Raw genomic sequence first — 18,559 nt, forward strand, 5'->3', positions numbered from 1 at the left:
CCCGTCGGGCGCGGGGCGACGGCAGTGACGCATTCCACGACCTTTACAACTGGGCAATACGGCGCATTTATCGGACAATTGTCCGCACGTGCATGCCTTCTTGCACCCGGGGTTGCCCCTTCTTGGAGTGCGCTTTACTCGCAGATGTTCTCGTCTGCCGTGTTCCCGCTGAACGTCGGCGCCGGGGAATCGGCGTCATCGGGTTCGCCGGAATGCGCCGTACCGCCCGTCGAGTCCTGCCGGGAAGCCGTGATCGTCACCGGCTCGTCCGTCCGCAGGCGGGTGAACAGCTTCTCGGCGTCGGGCTGCACGAGCTGGTCCCGATTGGCGTCGGCCGCGTACGACTCCCGCGGGACGGTCAGGAATTGCACGCGTTCGGTGGGAATCCCGCGCAGCCCGCGCACCAGGTCGTACAAACCGCGCAGATTCGCCAGGCCCGGGTCCGTGGTGAGGGACGACGTGGCGGCGTCCAGAACGGGATACAGCTTCACCGGATTCAGCAGCACGTCATTGCTCTGCACCTTGTTCACGAGCGCGCCCAGAAAGCGCTGCTGCCGGTCCATCCGGTCGGTGTCGCTGCCGTCGCCGAGCGACTTGCGGGCCCGGACGTACCCGAGCGCCTGCTCCCCGTCGAGCGTCACCCGACCCGCGGGCAGTTTCAGCTTGGCGTCCTTGTCGTCGACCGGTTTCCGCAGGCACACCTCGACACCGTCGAGCGCGTCCACCATCTCCTTGAAGCCCGCGAAGTCGACGACCACGTGGTGGTCGACGCGGATGCCGGTCAGCTTCTCCACCGTACGGATCGAACATGCCGAACCGCCCGCCGCGAAGGCGTAGTTGAACTGCTGGAGCGCCGGTTCGGTGAGGGACCCGTCCGGGCGGTGACAGCCGGGGACGTGCACCATCAGGTCGCGGGGGAGGGAGACGGCGGTGACGCTGTCCCGGCCCGCGGCCAGGTGCAGCAGGATCGTGGTGTCCGACCGCTCGGTCCCGGAATCCCGCCCGTAGCGCGCGTTGCCGTCCCCGGCCCGCGAGTCCGACCCGATCAGCAGTACGTTCTGCGCGCCGCGCACCAGCGCGGTGGGCCGCTCCTTCTCGTACCGGGCGAGTTCGGCCGCGGCCGCCTCGTCCGACGTGATGTTGCCGTTCAGCTTGGCGTACACCGCCCACCCGACGCCCACCGCGCCCCCGGCCAGCACGACGACCACGATCCCGGCGATCCCCAGCCGCCGCCTGCGCCGCCGCCGCTTCAGCCCGGCCCCGCTCGCGGACGCCCCGTCCCCCGGGTCCCCGCGGGAGGCCGCCGTACCCGCGTCATCACCCACGCCTGCCTCCGTCCACACCCACGCGCTGGTACGACCATGCCCCGAGCGGGGGTGGAAGACGGAACGGACGTAGGCCGAACGAGGGGCGCCCCCCGCAGGCTGCGGGCATTCGTGCCGCTCAGGGCGGCACGGGTGGGCGCAGGCGGCACCCCGCCAGCGCCGGGCCGCGCACCCCACCCCGCGCCCACACCGACACCGAGCACGGGTCAGCGCGGGGCTGCGCCCCCACCTCGCGCCGAGACCGACGCCGAGCACAGGCCCGGCACCGGTCAACTCGCCGGCGTCACCTCAACGCCGGTTCACCACCCACCCGGCAGAAACTCACCGCGCCGTCGCCGAAACCCGCTCCGCCTCGATCCGCTGATCCACCACACCCGCCCCTGCCAGCTCCAGGTGCCGGCACAACACCACCGACCCCCCACTCGCCAGCGGCCCGTACAACCCCGCGCTCAGCCCTTCCCACGTGTCGTACGGCAGCCCCGACAGGATCCGCGCCCCCGGCCCCGTGAGCCCCAGCCCCGACGCCTCCGCCCGAGCCCGCTCCACGACCTCCGCCCCGCTGAACTCCCGCCCGGCCACGATCAGCGCCGGTGCCTCCGGGTCCACCGGCACGTACGGCACGAACCGGTCCCCCTGACCCGGCACCTCCACCGCGTAATCGGCGAAGCCCTCCGGCGGCGCCGGCGCGAACCGGCCCCCCAGCGGTCGCAACGCCAGCGCGATCCGCGCGCCCGAGCACGCCCGCGCCGCCTCCAGCGACTCCGGCTCGGGCCCGCTCACGACCACGTCCGCCGCCCCCGGATCGCCCGCCACGTCGGCGACGACACCCACCGAGGCGCACGCCAGCAGCCACACGGCCGTCTGCCAGTGCGCGGGCAGCAGCAGCGCCACCCGGTCGCCGGGTTCGACGGACAGTTCGTCCTGGAGGAGGTTCGCGGTCTTGGCCACCCAATTGGCGAAGGTGGCCACGGACAGTTCGACGCGTTCGCCCGTGGCGTCGTCGTAGAAGGTCACCAGGGGGCGTCCCGGGTCCGCGGCGAGCGCGGAACTCAGCAGGTCGGCAGGGGTGCGGTCGGTCGCGTTCACCCGCGCAAGCGTACGCGGGCCGGGCAACGGGCACCGAGCGGACGGCGTACCGCACCACCACCGGATCGGACCACAACACCCTACGGCCCGTCAGGTCCCAAGTGGACATGTTTGTCTGACCATGTCCAGGATCAGGGGCATGCGCGGATTCCTAGCTTCCTCGACCGGCGTCACGTGCGCGGCGGCCCTCGCCCTCCCGCTCGCCCCGCCCGCGGCAGCCGCCACCTCCTCGGCCCCACCCGCGACGAGTTCGACCGCACGGCCCGGGGCGTACGCCCCCGGCGGCACCCAGTCGCTGCCCCTCGCCCCCCTCGCCCGCGACCGTGCACCCGGCACGGCCGAACAGGGCCTGCGCCGCCGGGACGTACGGCGCTTCTCGCTCGTCGGCGTCGTCTGGGACAGCCCCGCCACCGAACTCCACGGCCGCGTCGAGGTCCGTACCCGGACCGTCGCCACCGGCACCTGGTCCGGCTGGCAGGAACTGGAGACCCACAACGCCGACCACGCCGCCGACCCGGACACGGCGGAGAGCACCTCGGGCCGTGTCCGCGGCGCCACCGCACCCCTGTGGGTGGGCGAGTCCGACGGCGTCGAGGCCCGGGTACGGGCCGAGAACCCGCCCGGCACCACCCGGTCCGCCGCGCCGCTCCCCACCGGCCTGCGCCTCGAACTCGTCGACCCCGGCGGGGACACCCCGCAGGCGACGACCCGTGCGCGGACCCAGGCGGAACCCGCCGTGCTTCCGGCGCTTCCCGCACGTTCCGCAGTTCCCGCAGGTTCCGCACGGCAGAAGGCCGAGCCGCATGTCGGTCCCCGCCCGAGCATCACCACGCGCCGCGGCTGGGGCGCCGACGAGAAGCTGCGCGAGCAGGGGTACGTGTACACGAAGAAGGTCAAGACGGCCTTCGTGCACCACTCGGCCACCGGCAACAACTACCGCTGCTCCCAGGCGCCGTCCGTCATCCGCGGTATCTACCGCTACCACGTCAACAGCATGGGCTGGCGTGATCTCGGCTACAACTTCCTCGTCGACAAGTGCGGACACATCTACGAGGGCCGGGCCGGAGGCGTGTCCAAGCCGGTGCTGGGCGCCCACACCCTGGGGTTCAACTCCAACAGCATGGGAATCGCCGTGCTCGGCACCTACAGCTCGAAGAAGCCGTCGTCGGCCGCGCTGAAGGCGATCGCCCGGCTCACCGCGTGGAAGGTCGGGCTCTACGGCATGAATCCGCGCGGGAAGACATACCTGAAGTCCGGGGGTGGCAACCTCTACCGAAAGGGCAAGAAAGTACGACTGAACGTCATCTCCGGTCACCGTGACGGCTTCGCCACCAACTGCCCCGGCAAGAAGCTCTACGCCAAGCTCGGCACGGCCCGTTCGAAGGCGGCGAAGTACCAGGGCCGCTGAGCGCGGGAACGGTCTGCATACACTGGCCCGCCGAAAGACAGTTCGGCCGGTCCCGGCAGGAAGCAGAGACGACAGGTGACAGAAGCGATCCTCCTGGTCGGCGGCAAGGGCACGCGGCTGCGCCCGCTCACGGTGAACACGCCCAAGCCCATGGTCCGGGCTGCCGGAGTGCCGTTCCTCACGCACCAGCTGGCGCGGGCCAAGGCGGCCGGCGTCGAGCACATCGTGCTCGCGACGAGCTACCTGGCCGAGGTCTTCGAGCCGTACTTCGGCGACGGCTCGGCGCTGGGCCTGCACCTCGAGTACGTCACGGAGGAGGAGCCGCTCGGCACCGGCGGCGCCATCCGCAACGTGGCGTCCCGGCTGCACTCGGGCCCCGAGGAGCCGGTGCTGATCTTCAACGGCGACATCCTGACGGGCCTGGACATCGGCGCGCTGGTCCGCACCCACGAGACGACGGGCGCGGACGTCTCCCTGCACCTGACCCAGGTGACCGACCCGAGGGCGTACGGCCTGGTCCCCACGGACGACACGGGCAGGGTGCTCGCCTTCCTGGAGAAGCCCCAGACCCCGGAGGAGATCGTCACCGACCAGATCAACGCCGGGGCGTACGTCTTCCGCCGCTCCGTCATCGACACGATCCCGACGGGGCGCCCGGTCTCCGTCGAACGCGAGACCTTCCCCGAGCTGCTCGCCACCGGCGCGCACCTCCAGGGCATGGTCGACTCCACGTACTGGCTGGACCTGGGCACCCCGGCGGCCTTCGTCCGCGGCTCGGCCGACCTGGTCCTGGGCCGTGCCCCGTCCCCGGCCGTGCCGGGCCGTTGCGGCGACCGCCTCGTCCTGCCCACGGCACAGGTCGCTCCCGATGCCAAGCTGTCCGGCGGCACGGTGGTCGGCGAGGGCGCCTTCGTGGCGGAGGGTGCGCGCGTCTTCGGCAGCACGATCCTGCCGGGCGCCGTCATCGAGCCGGGGGCCGTCATCACCGACTCCCTCATCGGCACCCGGGCCCGCGTCGGCACCCGCTCGGTCCTCGCCGACACGGTCATCGGCGACGGCGCGGTCATCGGCGCCGACAACGAACTCCGCTCCGGCGCCCGAATCTGGTGCAACGCCCACATCCCCCCGGCATCCCTACGCTTCTCCCCGGACGCCTCGTAGCAGCACGCCGCCGCCGCTGCGGGCAGGCGCCAGCCGCCGTAGCTGCGGGCAGTCGTGCCTCCCCCAGTGCCTGAACGGCCTGGGAGGTACCCCCAGGCGGCACGGGTGGGCGCAGCGGCACTCCGCAACGCCGGGCTGCGCGCCCCGCCCCCCACGCACCCCGAGCGGAGGTGAACCCCGGACCACCTACAGCCGCTCAATCCCCCGCGGAGCCATCCGCGGCGCCCGCCTCCCCGGCACCCGCCCACTCAACAGCACCAGCCGAGCCGCCCGATGCCGCTGACCCGCGTACGGCTCGAGCAACCGCAGCATCTCCGCGTCATCCGCATACCGGTCCCCACCCAGCGCGAACCCCACGATCCCCGGCAGATGCAGGTCGCCCACCGTCACCGCGTCCGGCGCCCCATGACTGCGCTGCACGGTCTCCGCCGACGTCCACGGCCCGATCCCGGAGACCAGCTCCAGGCGCTCCCGCGCGGCCGCCGGCTCCATCCCCGCCGCCTCCTCCAGCCGCGCGGCGACCCGCACGGCCCGCAGGATCGTCGACGCCCGCTTGTTGTCCACCCCGGCCAGATGCCACTCCCAGGACGGGATCAGCGCCCACGTCCGCGCCGACGGCATCACGCACATCCGCCCGGGCGCGGGCCCCGGCGCCGGCTCCCCGAACTTCCGTACCAGCAGCCGCCACGCCTGGTACGCCTCCAGCGTCGTGACCTTCTGCTCCAGGACCGACGGGATCAACGACTCCAGCACCAGCCCGGTCCGCACCAGCCGCAGCCCCGGACGCCGGTGCGCGGTCAACGCCAGCAGCCGGTGCCGCGGCACGAACGCCGCCGGCTCGTCCTCGGCGCCCAGCATCCGCGGCAACTGCTCCAGCAGCCACTCGGCCCCCGGCCCCCAGGCCTCGCCCCGCAGCTCACCGCCGCGCGCGGTGACCCGCAGCGTGCCCGGCCCGGCGGGCGTCCGGCTGGCCCGCCACACCGACCCGTCCGGCATCGTCCGGAACGTCGGATCGCCCGGCCCCCGCCGCAGCGGACCGAGCACCAGCCCCAGGTCCAGTGGCCCGTCCGGCACCCACACCCGCACCCGGCCCGGCGCGAGCGCCTGCCGGGGTACGGCGGCGGAGGGCACGACGGTCTCGCCGCCGCGCACCGTGGCGCGCGTGGGGCGGGGAGCGAAGCGTCCTGCCACGGGAGAGGTCCTTGAGAGGAGGGGTGGGCCTCTACGAGGGTAGAGGCTTGGAGGGACGCCTCACCGCACCTCGATGAACGCCCCCGCGTCCCGCTCCGCCCGGGCCTTCGGCTCCTCGGCCGGATGCCCGACCGCCACCGCCCCCATCGGGTCCCAGTCGCCCGGCAGCCCCAGCACCTCCCGCACGACGTCCCGGCAGAACATCGTCGAGGACACCCACGCGGAACCCAGCCGTTCCCCGGCGAGCGCGACCAGCAGGTTCTGCACGCCCGCGCCGGTGGCGACCACGAACATCTCCCGCTCGGCCCCGTCGCGCCGCGCGTCCCCGTAGGTGTGCGAGCCGTCCATGACCAGGCAGGGGACGACCAGGTAGGGCGCGTTGCGCAGGACGTCGCCGCGCCGCACGCGCTTGGCGATGGACTCCTCGCTCTTGCCGTCGCGCCGCAGGTCCGCGATCCAGGCGTCCCGCATCGCGTCGAGGAGCCGGGTGCGGGAGTCCTCGGACTCCAGCAGCACGAACCGCCACGGCGTGGTGTGGTGCGGCGCCGGCGCGGTCACCGCCGCGGCCACCGCCCGGCGCACGGCGTCGGGGTCGACCGGCTCGTCCGTGAAGGCCCGTACCGTACGCCGCTGCGTGACCGCCTGCCGTACCGCCTCCGAGGTGCCGAGGCGGAACATGTCGTCGCGCGCGACGCGCACCATCGCCCGCGCGCCCTCGCCGTCGTCCTCGGCGACCACCTGCGGCAGCCCGCGCACCACGGCGACGGGCAGGCCCGCGGCCTTGCCCTTGACCAGGTCGCCCGCGGCGGCCAGCTCGTCGGCGGTGGCGACGACGGTGGCGCCGAGCGGGTTGCCGTGCGCGTCCGTGCCGCCGCGCAGGTCGTCGAGGACGCGGACGCCGGCGGCGCCGATCGCCACGTCCGTGAGCCCGGCCCGCCAGGGCCGCCCGAAGGTGTCGGTGACGATGACGCCGACATTCACGCCCAGCGTGTCGCGGAGCCCCTCGCGGATGCCGCGCGCGGAGGCGTCGGGGTCCTCGGGGAGCAGCAGTACGGTCCCGGGCGGGGTGTTGGAGGCGTCGACGCCGGCCGCCGCCATGACCAGGCCCTGACGGTTCTCGACGATGCGCAGCGGGCCGCGCCGGGCCACCACCCGTACGGTCTCCGCGTCGATCGCGGCCTCCCGGTCGGCGGCCTCCACGACCCGGCCCTCGGCCTTGGAGACGATCTTGGACGTGACGAGCAGCACGTCCCCGTCGGCCAGGGCGGGCTCGGTGGCCGCGATCAGCTTGGCCAGGTCGTCGCCGGGGCGCACCTCGGGCAGGCCGGGCAGGGCCCACACCCGGTAGCCGTCCCCGCGGCCGGGGGCGCCGTCGCGTGTCGCGTCGCTCATGCCTCCCGCACCTCCTCGGCCAGTGTCAGCGCCTCGCGGGCCATCTGCGCCGTCGCGTCGAGGTCGGTCATCATCAGCGGCACGGCGCGGCAGAGGATGCCGGCCGCCCGCACCCGGGTGACGGCGTCCGCGTCGACCGTGTCGACCAGCCAGCCGTCGAGCAGGCCCGAGCCGTAGTGCTCGGCGACCGCGGCGGCCGTGGACTCCACGCCGACCGCGGCGAGCACCTTGTCGGCCATCCCGCGCACGGGCGCGTCCCCGACGATGGGGGACAGGCCCACCACCGGTACCCCGGCGTCGGCGATCGCCTCCCTTATGCCGGGCACGGCGAGGATCGTGCCGACGGAGACGACCGGGTTGGAGGGCGGGAAGAGGATCACGTCCGCCTCGGCGATGGCCTCCAGGACGCCGGGCGCCGGCTTGGCCTGCTCCGCGCCGACCGGCACGACCGCCTCGGCGGGGACGGATGCGCGCAGGCGCACCCAGTACTCCTGGAAGTGGACCGCCTTGCGCTCCCCGTCCAGCTCGACCGCCACGTGCGTCTCCACGCGGTCGTCGGTCATCGGGATCAGCCGCACACCGGGCTTCCAGCGGTCGCACAGCGCCTCGGTCACCGCGCTGAGCGGAAAGCCCGCGGTGATCATCTGTGTCCGCACGATGTGCGTGGCGAAGTCGCGGTCACCGAGACCGAACCACTCGGGGCCGACGCCGTACGCCGCCAGTTCCTCCTTGAGGTGGAAGGTCTCGTCGGCCCTTCCCCAGCCCTGCTCCTCGTTGATGCCGCCGCCGAGCGTGTACATCACCGTGTCGAGGTCCGGGCAGACCTTCAGCCCGAAGAGGTGGATGTCGTCCCCGGTGTTGCCGATGACCGTGATGTCCGCGTCCGGCGCGGCCTGCTTGAGACCACGCAGGAACCGGGCACCACCGATGCCGCCTGCCAGAACCACAATGCGCATTGAACCAGTGTGTCAGCCGCCAGGCCGACTCGTTGAGGGGTGGTGGTCGGGTGACGGGTGGGACGGTCTTGCAGGCGGGTACGACAGTGCGTCAGCCAGTTGTCACCGTGCCGGTGCGGCGTCGGCCTCGGCGTCCTCGGGCGCGGCGGCGGCCGAGCACTGCGGGGCGTGCATGGGCATCTCGGTCAGGCCCGGGTAGTAGACGTGCAGGCTGACCGCCGGCTCCAGCGCGTCGTTGACCACCTCGTGCACGTACCCCGGCGCGAACACGCGCTGCGTACCTTCGCCCAACGCGTGCGTGCCGCGCGCCGTGTGCTCGGTGAGGGTGCCCTCCAGGACCGTCCACACGCCGGAGGAGTGGCCGTGGTCGTGGCGTCCGCTGCCCTGTCCCGGCACCCAGGACAGCAGCCAGACCTCGTACCCGGGCCCGGTGCGCAGCCGGTGGTACCAGCGTGTCGTCGCGTCGTACCGGACGAGGTGCTCCCACGCGGAGCGGTCGGCGGCGAGGGAGCGGACGAGACCGGCGAACTCGGCGACGGTGGCCGGGTGCTCGCGCGGGGCCTGGAGCAGGTGGGGGACTTCGAGGATGTCGCCGGCGATCTGGAGGTCGCTGTCGCTGTTCATGGGTGCGGTGGTTCCTCGGCGGAAGAGTGCGGGGAGCGGAGCGAATGACGAAGAGACGCCCTGGTGGGGCGGGAACGCGGCAGTCGAGTCGCGTGGACTCGGGGACAGCCGGAGCGCGGTTGGCTCAACAGCTGGAACAGCGGCAACAGCTACAGCGAGCGCGGGCAGCACCGTGGGACCCGGCGGTGCGGGTCGAGGTGAGCGCCAAGTTCGCGAGCATGCCCTCAAGGACAGCGGCTCACACCAGCACTGTCAACTCGATGCCCGTTATGTGGGACATGTTTCACCTCATCCGGTTGATCGCGCTGGTGAAAGGTTTGCTCAGACGACTTCCGGGACACATGGCGCACAAGCCGGGTGCACAACCCTCGTTGCGATCCCGTGATCCGAATGTGATCAGGTTCGCTTCGGCGCGTGTATCGGAACGGGATCGAACGCCGGGGCGTCCTTCCTGGTGCAGGTGTGGATCGGGACGGGTGTCCTTCGGGCCTCTTTGGTATGTCAAGGTTTATGGCGATTTGAACACTTACTGCATGGCCTTGGTTCCGCAGAGTGAATAAGGGGCCCAATAGCAGATCTCGGCTTGACTCGCCCGGAGCAGCACACTTGTAATTTCACTCGTGTCGTTCAGCCGGAATCGGTAACGGCTAGATCACGGGGACGCGAAAGACAGACGAGGGGCGCACATGACCGAGCTGGTGCAGCAACTGCTGGTCGACGACGCGGACGAGGAACTCGGCTGGCAGGAGCGCGCACTGTGCGCCCAGACCGACCCCGAGTCCTTCTTCCCCGAGAAGGGCGGCTCCACCCGCGAGGCCAAGAAGGTCTGCCTCGCCTGTGAGGTCCGCTCCGAATGCCTCGAGTACGCCCTTGCCAACGACGAGCGCTTCGGCATCTGGGGCGGCCTGTCCGAGAGGGAGCGCCGCCGGCTGAAGAAGGCGGCGGTCTGACGGTCGTGGCCTGACGCGGCGGCAGAAACGGTCCGAACAGCGGGAACGGCCCGTCGCCGGTGGGTTGTCCACAGGCGGCGGGCCGCCCCTGTGTCCAGCCGATAGTGTGGGCGCTCGTCCGAGACGCCCCGCCGTTCCCACAGGCACGGGCGTCCACCGCAGTCCACCGAACCGGGGCCCGTACCTCGATGTCCGTGCAGAGTCACACGGCAGCCCACGACCTCGCTGCCACACCTGAGTTCCCGCGTCACGTGGTGACCGCGGTTCTCGTCGCCCACGACGGAGCCCGCTGGCTGCCCGACGCGCTCGCCGGGCTGCTCGGCCAGGAGCGCCCCGTCCAGTACGCCGTGGCCGCCGACACCGGCAGCGCCGACGAGTCCTCCCGGCTCATCGCCGACGCCCTCGGCGACGACCGCGTGCTCCACCTCGCCCGGCGCACCGGCTTCGGCCAGGCCGTCGAGGAGGCCGCCCGCACCGCCCCCGTGCTCACCCCCGAGGACCTGCCGTACCTGAGGCGGCCCAGCGGCTGGGACCCCGTCACCCGCACCTGGCGCGACGACGCATACGACCTGCCGGATCTCCCCCACGGAGAACCGGTCCACTGGCTGTGGCTGCTGCACGACGACTGCGCGCCCGAACCCGAGGCCCTCGCCCAGCTGCTGCGCGTCGTGGACACCGAGTACGAACTCGGCCGCGACGACGTCGCCGTCGTGGGGCCCAAACTCCGCGGCTGGTACGACCGCCGGCAGCTGCTCGAGGTCGGCGTCTCCATCGCCAACTCCGGCCGCCGCTGGACCGGCCTGGACCGCCGCGAGCAGGACCAGGGCCAGCACGACCACGTCAGGACCGTGCTGTCGGTGTCCACCGCCGGCATGCTGATCCGGCGCGACGTCTTCGAGCGGCTCGGCGGATTCGACCGCCGGCTGCCCCTGATGCGCGACGACGTCGACCTGTGCTGGCGCGCCCACGCCGCCGGACTGCGTGTCCTCGTCGCCCCCGAGGCGGTCGTCCGCCACGCCGAGGCGGCCTCGCGCGAACGCCGCGCCGTCGACTGCGCGGGCCGCACCACGGCCTCACCGCACAAGGTGGACAAGGCCGGCGCCGTCCACACCCTCCTCGTCAACGTCCGCACCGCCGCCCTGCCCTGGGTGCTGCTGCGCATCGTCCTCGGCACGCTGCTGCGGACCGTCGCCTACCTCGTCGGCAAGGTCCCCGGGCAGGCCCTCGACGAGATCCGGGGCCTGCTGGGCGTCCTGCTGCGCCCCGAGCGGATCATCGCGGGCCGGCGCGAACGCGGCCGCCCGCAGGTCGAGAAGGACGAACTGCGGCCCCTGTTCCCGCCCCCCGGCGCGACTGTCCGCGCCACCGTCGAGCAGGTCGCGGGCGACCTCTTCGGCAGCTCCGACACCGAGGCCGCCGCGGGCGCCGGACGGCACGGCAGCGCCATCGAGTCCGGACCGGGCGGCGACGACGCCGACTTCCTGGAGATCGAGCAGTTCGCCCGCCTCAAGCGCATCGCCCGCAAACCAGGACCGGTGCTCTTCCTGGTGCTGCTGCTCGTCTCCCTGGCCGCCTGCCGCGCGCTCCTCGGCGGCGGTGCCCTGTCCGGCGGCGCGCTGCTGCCCGCACCGGCCGGCGCGGGCGAGCTGTGGTCGCGGTACATGGACGCCTGGCACACCGTCGGCACCGGCGGCACCGCCTCCGCGCCGCCCTACCTCGCGTTCGTCGCCACGCTCGCCTCCGTGCTGCTCGGCTCGACCGGACTCGCCGTCACCCTGCTGCTGGTCTGCTCGGTGCCCCTGGCCGGTGCCACCGCGTACTTCGCCTCCCGGCCGCTGGTCCCGTCCCGGCTGCTGCGCGCCTGGGCCGCCGTCGCCTACGCCTTCCTGCCCGCCGCCACCGGCGCGCTCGCTGGTGGCCGCATCGGCACCGCCGTCCTCGCCGTGCTGCTGCCGCTCGTCGCGCGCGCGGGTGTCGCGGCGGCCGGTCTGACGAGCTCCTCCGGCGTCCGCGGCAGCTGGCGCGCCACCTGGGCGTACGCCCTGCTGCTGACCATCACCACCGCCTTCACGCCCGTCGTGTGGCCCGTCGCGCTGGTCCTCGGCGTCGGCGTCCTCGTCCTGCGCCGCGGCGAGATCACGGCGTACGGGCCGCGCTTCCTCGCCCAGCTCGGCACTCCGCTGCTGCTGCTCGCGCCCTGGTCGCTGTCGCTGCTGCCGTTCGGCTTCTTCGACGAGGCCGGGCTCGAGTACGGCGCCTCGGCCGCCTCCGCGCTCGATCTGCTCGGCGCCAGCCCCGGCGGCCCCGGCACGGTGGGCGGGCTGTTCCTCGTCGGCGTCTTGCTGGCCGCGCTGGCCGCCCTGCTGCGCTCCGAGCGGCAGTTGGGCATCCGGACGGCCTGGGCCGTCGCCCTGGTCGCCCTCGTCTTCTCGGTCCTGGCCAACCGCTCCGCCTGGGCCGGACCCGCCACCCTCGTCTACGGCATCGCCCTGCTGTCCGCCGCGACGCTCGGCGCCGACGGGGCGCGCTTCCGGGTGGCCGAGCAGAGCTTCGGCTGGCGCCAGCCCGTCGCCGCCCTGATCGCCCTCGCCTCCGCCCTCGGCCCGCTGATCGCCGCCGCCGGCTGGATGATCGGCGGCGCCGACGGCCCCGTTGAGCGACGCGACCCCGTCCAGGTGCCCGCGTTCGTCGCCGAGGAGAGCCACACCCGCGACCAGGCCCGCACCCTCGTCCTCGACAGCGACTCCGCCGCGCACGTGGGCTACATGCTGGTCCGCGGCTCCGGCGCCCGCCTCGGCGACGGCGAACTGGCCTCCGGGGACGGCGGGAACAGCACCCTCGACAAGGTCGTCGCCAACCTCGTGGCCGGCTCCGGCGCCGACCAGGCCGACCAGCTCGGCGGCTTCGCCGTGCGCTACGTGCTCGTGCACAAGGGCGCACCCCGCGAGGTCACCCGCGTCCTGGACGCCACGCCCGGACTGAGCAGGCTCAGCCAGCAGGACGGCAGTGGACTGTGGCGGGTGGACCAGGAGGTCGCGCGCGCGACCATCGTGTCCGGCACCAAGTCCGGTGCCGGGACGTCCGGTGGCGGCGAGCCCGAGCCCGTGGCGGCCGGTCCGGTAGAGATCCACACCGACATCAAGGCGGGCTCCGACGGCCGTGTGCTGCGCCTCGCCGACACCGCCGCCGAGGGCTGGACCGCCACCCTGGACGGCAAACCGCTCACCCGCACCACGGTCGACGGCTGGGCCCAGGGCTTCCGACTCCCCGCCTCCGGCGGCCGCCTGGACGTCACCTATGACGACCCGTTCACGCACACGGCCTGGCTGTGGGCCCAAGGACTCCTCGGCCTGGTCCTGGTCGTCCTCGCCCTGCCCGGCAGGCGCCGCGACGTCGACGACGACCTGCCCGACGAGCCGCTCGTCCCCGCCCAGCCCGTCGAGGGCGAAGGACGCCGGGCGCGGCGACTGCGGGCCCAGGCCGAAGCCGAGGCGGCGGCCGGTGAACCGGGTCCCGAGGCGGCGGGAGACGCCGCCGAGATGCCCGAGCCGCCCGCGGAGGCACCCGCGCCGGTCCCGCAGCAGCCCGCGTACGGGGAGTGGGACGCGACGGGGTACACCGGCGCCGACTACGGCTCCTACGGCGGCGGCTACGGCGACCAGTACCAGGGCGCCCAGCAGTACGACCAGGGCGCGTACGGGCAGCAGCCGTACCAGGCGGCGGACCCGTACCAGCCGGACGCCTACCAGGGCGGGCACGACGGCCAGGGCGCGCAGTACGGGGCGGGCCAGTACGACCCCTACGCCTACGGCGGGCCGACGCAGACTCAGGAGGGCGGCTACGACCCCGCCTTCGACCAGGCGTACGGCCAGGGCGGATACGACGCGCCGTATGACCCTTCCCAGCCCCAGCAGCCCCAGCAGCCCCACGGCACGGGCAGTGAGCGTCCCGACGGGAGCCAGCAGTGAAGCGCACGACCCTGTCCCTGATCGCCTGTGCGACGGCGCTCGCCGCCGTCACCGGTTTCGCGGCCGTGTCCGCCCCGGAAGACTCGGGCACGGACACCGCGGCACCGGCCGCCCGGCTGCCCGTGGAGCGCACCAGCCTGCTGTGCCCGGCGCCCAGCACCTCCGACCTCGCCGAGACCGCGTACACGTCCTTCACGCCCGTCACGAAGGGCGCGGACGAGAAGGGCGGCGCGACGCTCACGACGGCGGAGCCGGCCGACGCCACCGAGGACGGCAAGTCCGACGAGAAGGGCGAGAAGGGCGAGAAGGGCGAAAAGCCGGTCCTCCAGCCCGAGGCACCCGGCACACCCGTCGCCGGGAAGACCACCGGCGCCGACACCCCCGCGCTGATCGGCACCGCCGAGGGCGGCCACGCGCCGGGCTGGACGGTCCAGCAGACCACGGAGGTCGCCGCCGGGACGGGCCGTGGCCTGCAGGGCGTCAACTGCGGTGCCCCGGACACGGAGTTCTGGTTCCCGGGCGCCGCCACGACGACCGGCCGCACGGACTACGTGCACCTGACGAACCCCGACGACTCGGCGGCCGTCGTGGACGTCGAGCTGTACGGCAAGGACGGTGCCCTGAAGACCACGGTGGGGGAGGGGGTCACGGTGCCGCCGCACAGCAGTGAGTCCATCCTGCTGTCCACGCTGAGCGAGGTGAAGCAGACCGACCTGACCGTGCACGTCGGCGTGCGCAGCGGACGGGTCGGCGCCGCGGTGCAGGCCCTGGACGACAAGACCGGCGGCGACTGGCTGACCGCGGCCGCCGACCCGGCGAGCGACCTCGTGCTGCCGGGCATTCCGAAGGACGCCACCGCCGTACGCCTGGTGCTGTTCACGCCCGGCGGCACCGACGCCGACCTGAAGGTGCGGCTCGCCTCGCCGTCCGGGCTGATCACGCCCGCCGGTCATGAGACGGTGCACGTCAAGGCCGGTATGACGACCGGCGTCGACCTCGGCGAGGTCACCCGCGGCGAGGCGGGTTCGCTGGTGCTGACCCCGACGGACCGGGCCGTGCCGGTCGTGGCCGCGGTCCGGGTCGTGCGGGGCAAGGGCGACGAGCAGGAGTCGGCGTTCATCCCGGCCTCCGACCCGGTCGGGGCGCGCGCGACCGTCGCGGACAACCGCGCCAAGAGCACGACCCTGGCCCTGTCCGCGCCCGGCGAGGCCACGCAGGTCAAGGTCACGGCGTCGGCGGGCACCGAGGGCGGCACGCCGGCGACCAAGACGTACACGATCAAGGCCGGCACCACCCAGAACGTCGAGGCACCGGTCCCCACTGGACTCAAGGGCTCCTACGCGCTGACCGTCGAGACCGTCTCGGGCGGCCCGGTCCACGCGTCCCGCACCCTGACGGGTTCGGACGACGACGTGGCGGCCTTCACCGTCCAGACCCTCCCCGACGACCGGGGCACGGTCTCGGTGCCGAACGCGGACGAGGACCTGTCGGTACTGCAGAAGTAGCGGCGGGGGCGGCCGGGCCCCCGCCGCTCAGTCCTCCCCGTACCGGGGGTCCACCGTCTCCGGCGTCAGCCCCAGCAGCTCCGCGACCTGCTCGACGACGACCTCGTGCACCAGCAGCGCGCGCTCGTCCCGCCCCTTGGTCCGGATCTCCACCGGCCGCCGGTACACCACGACCCGCCCCCGCCGCCCGTCCCGGGAGGGCACCGTGCCCCCGAGCGGGACCGCCTCGTCGTGCCACGCCTCCCCGGCCGCGGGCGGGCGTGGCACGTCGAGGACGAGGAAGTCGATGTCGGCGAGCTGCGGCCACCGCCGCTCCAGGCGCTCCACGGAGTCCTGCACGAGGTCTGCGAACACCTCGCCACGGCTCGCGGCGAGCGGCACCTGCGGGGGCGCGACCGGGCCGCGCATGCCCCGACCGTGGCGATCACGACGGCGGGGTCCTGGGCGGCCGGCCTCACGGGGCGTCACGGGGTTGTCCATCACTGGTGAAGGGTAGTCCCCGCCGAGGCGGCGTGCCCGACCGCGCGCGCACCGCGGGCGGCGTGGCGGCGGCCCGCTCCGCTTGTCGCCGGATGACCATTCCAGCCAAGGTTGGGCTCGATTCCGTATCTCTCCGCGACCGCGGAACTCACGGCAAATGTCGTTGTTTGTATCAGGTCGTGACCGCCCGGCGCGTCGCGCGGGACCGACGAGTCGGGCGTCCGCGCAGGTCAAAGGGGGCCGTTCCGGAGGGTCCGCAGGTCGTTTCACGCCACGACACGGGGGTGTGACCTGGTGGAGAGTCGTCGCGGCCCGCTCAAGAGTGCGGTACCGTCCAACATCGTGAGCCCTGTACGTCGCTGTTCGCGCACCGCCTGCGGCCGTCCCGCCGTCGCGACGCTGACGTACGTCTACGCCGACTCGACCGCGGTCCTCGGCCCGCTCGCCACCTACGCCGAACCCCACTGCTACGACCTGTGCGCCGAGCACTCCGAGCGCCTCACCGCCCCCCGCGGCTGGGAGGTCGTCCGCCTGCTCGACGGATCCGCCCCGGCCCGCCCCAGCGGCGACGACCTGGAGGCGCTCGCCAACGCGGTCCGCGAGGCGGCCCGGCCCCAGGAGCGGGCGGCCGAGGCGGGGGGCGCGCGGACGGCCGACCCGATGGAGGTCGCGCGCCGAGGTCATCTGCGCGTGCTGCGCTCGCCGGACAACTGAGCCCCGCCCGACGGGTTCTCGCCTTTCACTCGCCGTGTCCCCGGTCACATCCGTTGCTGCACACCCATTGACGCCTCGTTGTCGCGGACACGACCATTCCGGAAGCCGCGAGACATCGCTTTCGCATGGCGGAATCCGGGGAGGCGTGCGTGTACGTGCAGGAACTGGAACCCGTCGCCGGTTCGCTCGGCCTGTCGGCCCTGGTGGCGGCCGCGCCACTGGTGATCGTCCTGGTCCTGCTGGGCGGCGTCCGCATGAAGGCCCACCTGGCGGGCCTCATCGGTCTCCTGGCCGCCGTACTGGTCGCCTGGCTCACCTACGGCATGCCGCTGGACCAGACGGCCTCCAGCGCCGTCCAGGGAGCGGTTTTCGGCCTCTTCCCCATCCTGTGGATCGTCGTGAACGCCCTGTGGGTCTACCGGATGACGGTCCGCACCCGGCACTTCGACATCCTGCGCCGCTCCTTCGGCCGGCTGTCCGACGACCCCCGCATCCAGGCCCTCGTCGTCGCCTTCTGCTTCGGCGCCCTGCTGGAGGCCCTCGCCGGGTTCGGGGCGCCCGTCGCGATCTGCTCGGTCATGCTCGTCGCCCTCGGCTTCGACCCCGTGCGCGCCGCCGTCGTCTCGCTGGTCGCCAACACCGCGCCGGTCGCCTTCGGCGCGATGGGCACCCCGGTGGTGACACTGGCTCAGGTCACCGGGCTGCCTCTGGACAACGTCGCCTCCGTCGTGGGCCGCCAGACCCCGCTGCTGGCCCTCGTCGTACCGCTGCTCCTCGTCGCCCTGGTGGACGGGCGGCGCGGCCTGCGCGAGACCTGGATCCCCGCGCTGGCCTGCGGGGTCGCCTTCGCCGTCGCCCAGTTCGTCGCCTCCAACTACGTCTCCGCCCAGCTCGCCGACATCGCCGCCGCCCTGATCGGCGCCGCCGCCCTGGTCGCCGTACCGCACTCCCGCAGGCCCGCCGCCGAGCCCGTACGGGCGTCCGTACTGACCGGCGTACGCAGCGAGGAACTGGACGAGCGGGACCCCGCCCGGGAGGTGGTGCGCGCCTACGCGCCCTACGCGCTGATCGTCGCCGTCTTCTCCGTGGCGCAGATCCCCGCGGTCAAGGACTGGCTGGCGAAGGCCACGCAGACCTACGACTGGCCGTTCCTCGACGTGGTCGACCCCGAGGGCAAGCCGGTCGGCGGCAACGTCTTCTCCTGGCCGATCGTCTCCACCGGCGGCACGCTCGTGCTGTTCGCCGGACTGGCCACGGCCGTCGTCCTCGGCGTGCACGCGCGTGTGGCGGTCAAGGAGTGGCTCGCGACCGTGCACGAACTGCGCTTCGCGATCCTCACCGTCACCTCGGTCCTCGCCCTCGCCTACGTCATGAACCTCTCCGGTCAGGCCGCCACCATCGGTCACTTCGTCGCCGCGGCGGGCGCCGGACTCGCCTTCCTCTCCCCGGTGCTCGGCTGGTTCGGCGTCGCCGTCTCCGGCTCCGACACCTCGGCCAACGCGCTCTTCGGCGCCCTCCAGGTGACCGCCGCGCGGGAGTCCGGCCTCTCGCCCGAACTGCTGGCCGCCGCCAACAGCTCCGGCGGCGTCCTCGGCAAGATGATCTCCCCGCAGAACCTCACGATCGCCTGCGCCGCCGTCGGACTCGCGGGCCGCGAGGGCGACCTGCTGCGCAAGGTGCTGTCCTGGAGCCTGGGCCTGCTGCTGATCATGTGCCTGATCGTGGTCGGACAGTCCACGGCGGTGCTGGGCTGGATGCTGCCCTGACCTCGGGCAACCGCCCGGGGAGCCCGCCGGACC

At 73.3% G+C, this 18,559-nt stretch carries 14 protein-coding genes; 7 read left to right on the forward strand and 7 right to left on the reverse strand.

The window, feature by feature from the left end; all coding sequences use genetic code 11:
- Positions 1-134 precede the first annotated feature (134 nt).
- Complete coding sequence (locus tag ACZ56V_RS33395; protein WP_398915770.1) at positions 135-1,325, reverse strand: LCP family protein; 1,191 nt, start codon at positions 1,323-1,325, stop codon at positions 135-137.
- 321 nt (positions 1,326-1,646) lie between these two features.
- Positions 1,647-2,411, reverse strand: coding sequence for a TIGR03089 family protein (locus tag ACZ56V_RS33400; protein ID WP_198601439.1), 765 nt, complete (start codon positions 2,409-2,411; stop codon positions 1,647-1,649).
- Between the two features lie 139 nt (positions 2,412-2,550).
- Between ACZ56V_RS33400 and ACZ56V_RS33405 the strand changes: the two genes are divergently transcribed.
- A complete protein-coding gene (locus tag ACZ56V_RS33405; protein WP_398915772.1) occupies positions 2,551-3,819 on the forward strand; it encodes a peptidoglycan recognition protein in 1,269 nt (422 codons plus the stop codon).
- A gap of 75 nt (positions 3,820-3,894) precedes the next feature.
- The gene (gene manB / locus ACZ56V_RS33410) at positions 3,895-4,980 is read left to right on the forward strand and encodes a mannose-1-phosphate guanylyltransferase (protein WP_356359045.1); all 1,086 of its coding nucleotides are present in this window, start codon (positions 3,895-3,897) and stop codon (positions 4,978-4,980) included.
- Between the two features lie 186 nt (positions 4,981-5,166).
- Here manB and ACZ56V_RS33415 read toward each other — a convergent pair whose 3' ends face one another.
- The 4 genes from ACZ56V_RS33415 to ACZ56V_RS33430 all read right to left on the reverse strand — a co-directional run bounded on the left by ACZ56V_RS33415 (position 5,167) and on the right by ACZ56V_RS33430 (position 9,143).
- Entirely contained in the window at positions 5,167-6,171 is a 1,005-nt protein-coding gene (locus ACZ56V_RS33415) for a DNA-3-methyladenine glycosylase family protein (RefSeq protein ID WP_398915776.1), read from the reverse strand.
- Between the two features lie 60 nt (positions 6,172-6,231).
- Positions 6,232-7,563, reverse strand: coding sequence for a coenzyme F420-0:L-glutamate ligase (locus ACZ56V_RS33420; RefSeq protein WP_398915778.1), 1,332 nt, complete (start codon positions 7,561-7,563; stop codon positions 6,232-6,234).
- Positions 7,560-8,519, reverse strand: coding sequence for a 2-phospho-L-lactate transferase (gene cofD / locus ACZ56V_RS33425; RefSeq protein WP_356359039.1), 960 nt, complete (start codon positions 8,517-8,519; stop codon positions 7,560-7,562). The genes ACZ56V_RS33420 and cofD overlap by 4 nt, the downstream gene beginning before the upstream one ends.
- A 102-nt stretch (positions 8,520-8,621) precedes the next feature.
- The gene (locus ACZ56V_RS33430; RefSeq protein ID WP_398915780.1) at positions 8,622-9,143 is read right to left on the reverse strand and encodes a cysteine dioxygenase; all 522 of its coding nucleotides are present in this window, start codon (positions 9,141-9,143) and stop codon (positions 8,622-8,624) included.
- A 686-nt stretch (positions 9,144-9,829) separates the two neighbouring features.
- Here ACZ56V_RS33430 and ACZ56V_RS33435 point away from each other — a divergent pair.
- The 3 genes from ACZ56V_RS33435 to ACZ56V_RS33445 all read left to right on the forward strand — a co-directional run bounded on the left by ACZ56V_RS33435 (position 9,830) and on the right by ACZ56V_RS33445 (position 15,566).
- A complete protein-coding gene (locus tag ACZ56V_RS33435) occupies positions 9,830-10,093 on the forward strand; it encodes a WhiB family transcriptional regulator (protein ID WP_003975777.1) in 264 nt (87 codons plus the stop codon).
- A 188-nt stretch (positions 10,094-10,281) separates the two neighbouring features.
- On the forward strand, positions 10,282-14,061 hold the full coding sequence (locus ACZ56V_RS33440) for a glycosyltransferase family 2 protein (RefSeq protein ID WP_468947379.1): 3,780 nt from the start codon (positions 10,282-10,284) through the stop codon (positions 14,059-14,061).
- Positions 14,058-15,566, forward strand: a complete 1,509-nt coding sequence (locus tag ACZ56V_RS33445) for a DUF5719 family protein (RefSeq protein ID WP_468947381.1) — start codon at positions 14,058-14,060, stop codon at positions 15,564-15,566. Before ACZ56V_RS33440 ends, ACZ56V_RS33445 begins: the two co-directional genes overlap by 4 nt.
- Positions 15,567-15,593: 27 nt before the next feature.
- On the opposite strand, the gene ACZ56V_RS33450 is transcribed toward ACZ56V_RS33445, so the two are convergent.
- Positions 15,594-16,046, reverse strand: a complete 453-nt coding sequence (locus ACZ56V_RS33450) for a metallopeptidase family protein (RefSeq protein WP_356359609.1) — start codon at positions 16,044-16,046, stop codon at positions 15,594-15,596.
- Between the two features lie 294 nt (positions 16,047-16,340).
- Between ACZ56V_RS33450 and ACZ56V_RS33455 the strand changes: the two genes are divergently transcribed.
- Together ACZ56V_RS33455 and ACZ56V_RS33460 are read left to right on the forward strand one after the other, a co-directional pair.
- Positions 16,341-16,760: a DUF3499 domain-containing protein gene (locus tag ACZ56V_RS33455; RefSeq protein WP_052843574.1), complete on the forward strand. Its 420-nt coding sequence runs from the start codon at positions 16,341-16,343 to the stop codon at positions 16,758-16,760.
- A 149-nt stretch (positions 16,761-16,909) separates the two neighbouring features.
- Positions 16,910-18,526: an L-lactate permease gene (locus ACZ56V_RS33460; RefSeq protein WP_468947393.1), complete on the forward strand. Its 1,617-nt coding sequence runs from the start codon at positions 16,910-16,912 to the stop codon at positions 18,524-18,526.
- Positions 18,527-18,559: the final 33 nt, after the last annotated feature.

Source organism: Streptomyces sp. NPDC034099 (assembly GCF_055575415.1).

Excerpts from the sequence above, each read along its gene's own strand:
- ACZ56V_RS33405 (WP_398915772.1), top strand. The coding sequence starts at position 2,551 with ATGCGCGGATTCCTAGCTTCCTCGACCGGCGTCACGTGCGCGGCGGCC.
- ACZ56V_RS33420 (WP_398915778.1), bottom strand. The coding sequence starts at position 7,563 with ATGAGCGACGCGACACGCGACGGCGCCCCCGGCCGCGGGGACGGCTAC.
- cofD (WP_356359039.1), bottom strand. The coding sequence starts at position 8,519 with ATGCGCATTGTGGTTCTGGCAGGCGGCATCGGTGGTGCCCGGTTCCTG.
- ACZ56V_RS33430 (WP_398915780.1), bottom strand. The coding sequence starts at position 9,143 with ATGAACAGCGACAGCGACCTCCAGATCGCCGGCGACATCCTCGAAGTC.
- ACZ56V_RS33435 (WP_003975777.1), top strand. The coding sequence starts at position 9,830 with ATGACCGAGCTGGTGCAGCAACTGCTGGTCGACGACGCGGACGAGGAA.
- ACZ56V_RS33440 (WP_468947379.1), top strand. The coding sequence starts at position 10,282 with ATGTCCGTGCAGAGTCACACGGCAGCCCACGACCTCGCTGCCACACCT.
- ACZ56V_RS33450 (WP_356359609.1), bottom strand. The coding sequence starts at position 16,046 with ATGGACAACCCCGTGACGCCCCGTGAGGCCGGCCGCCCAGGACCCCGC.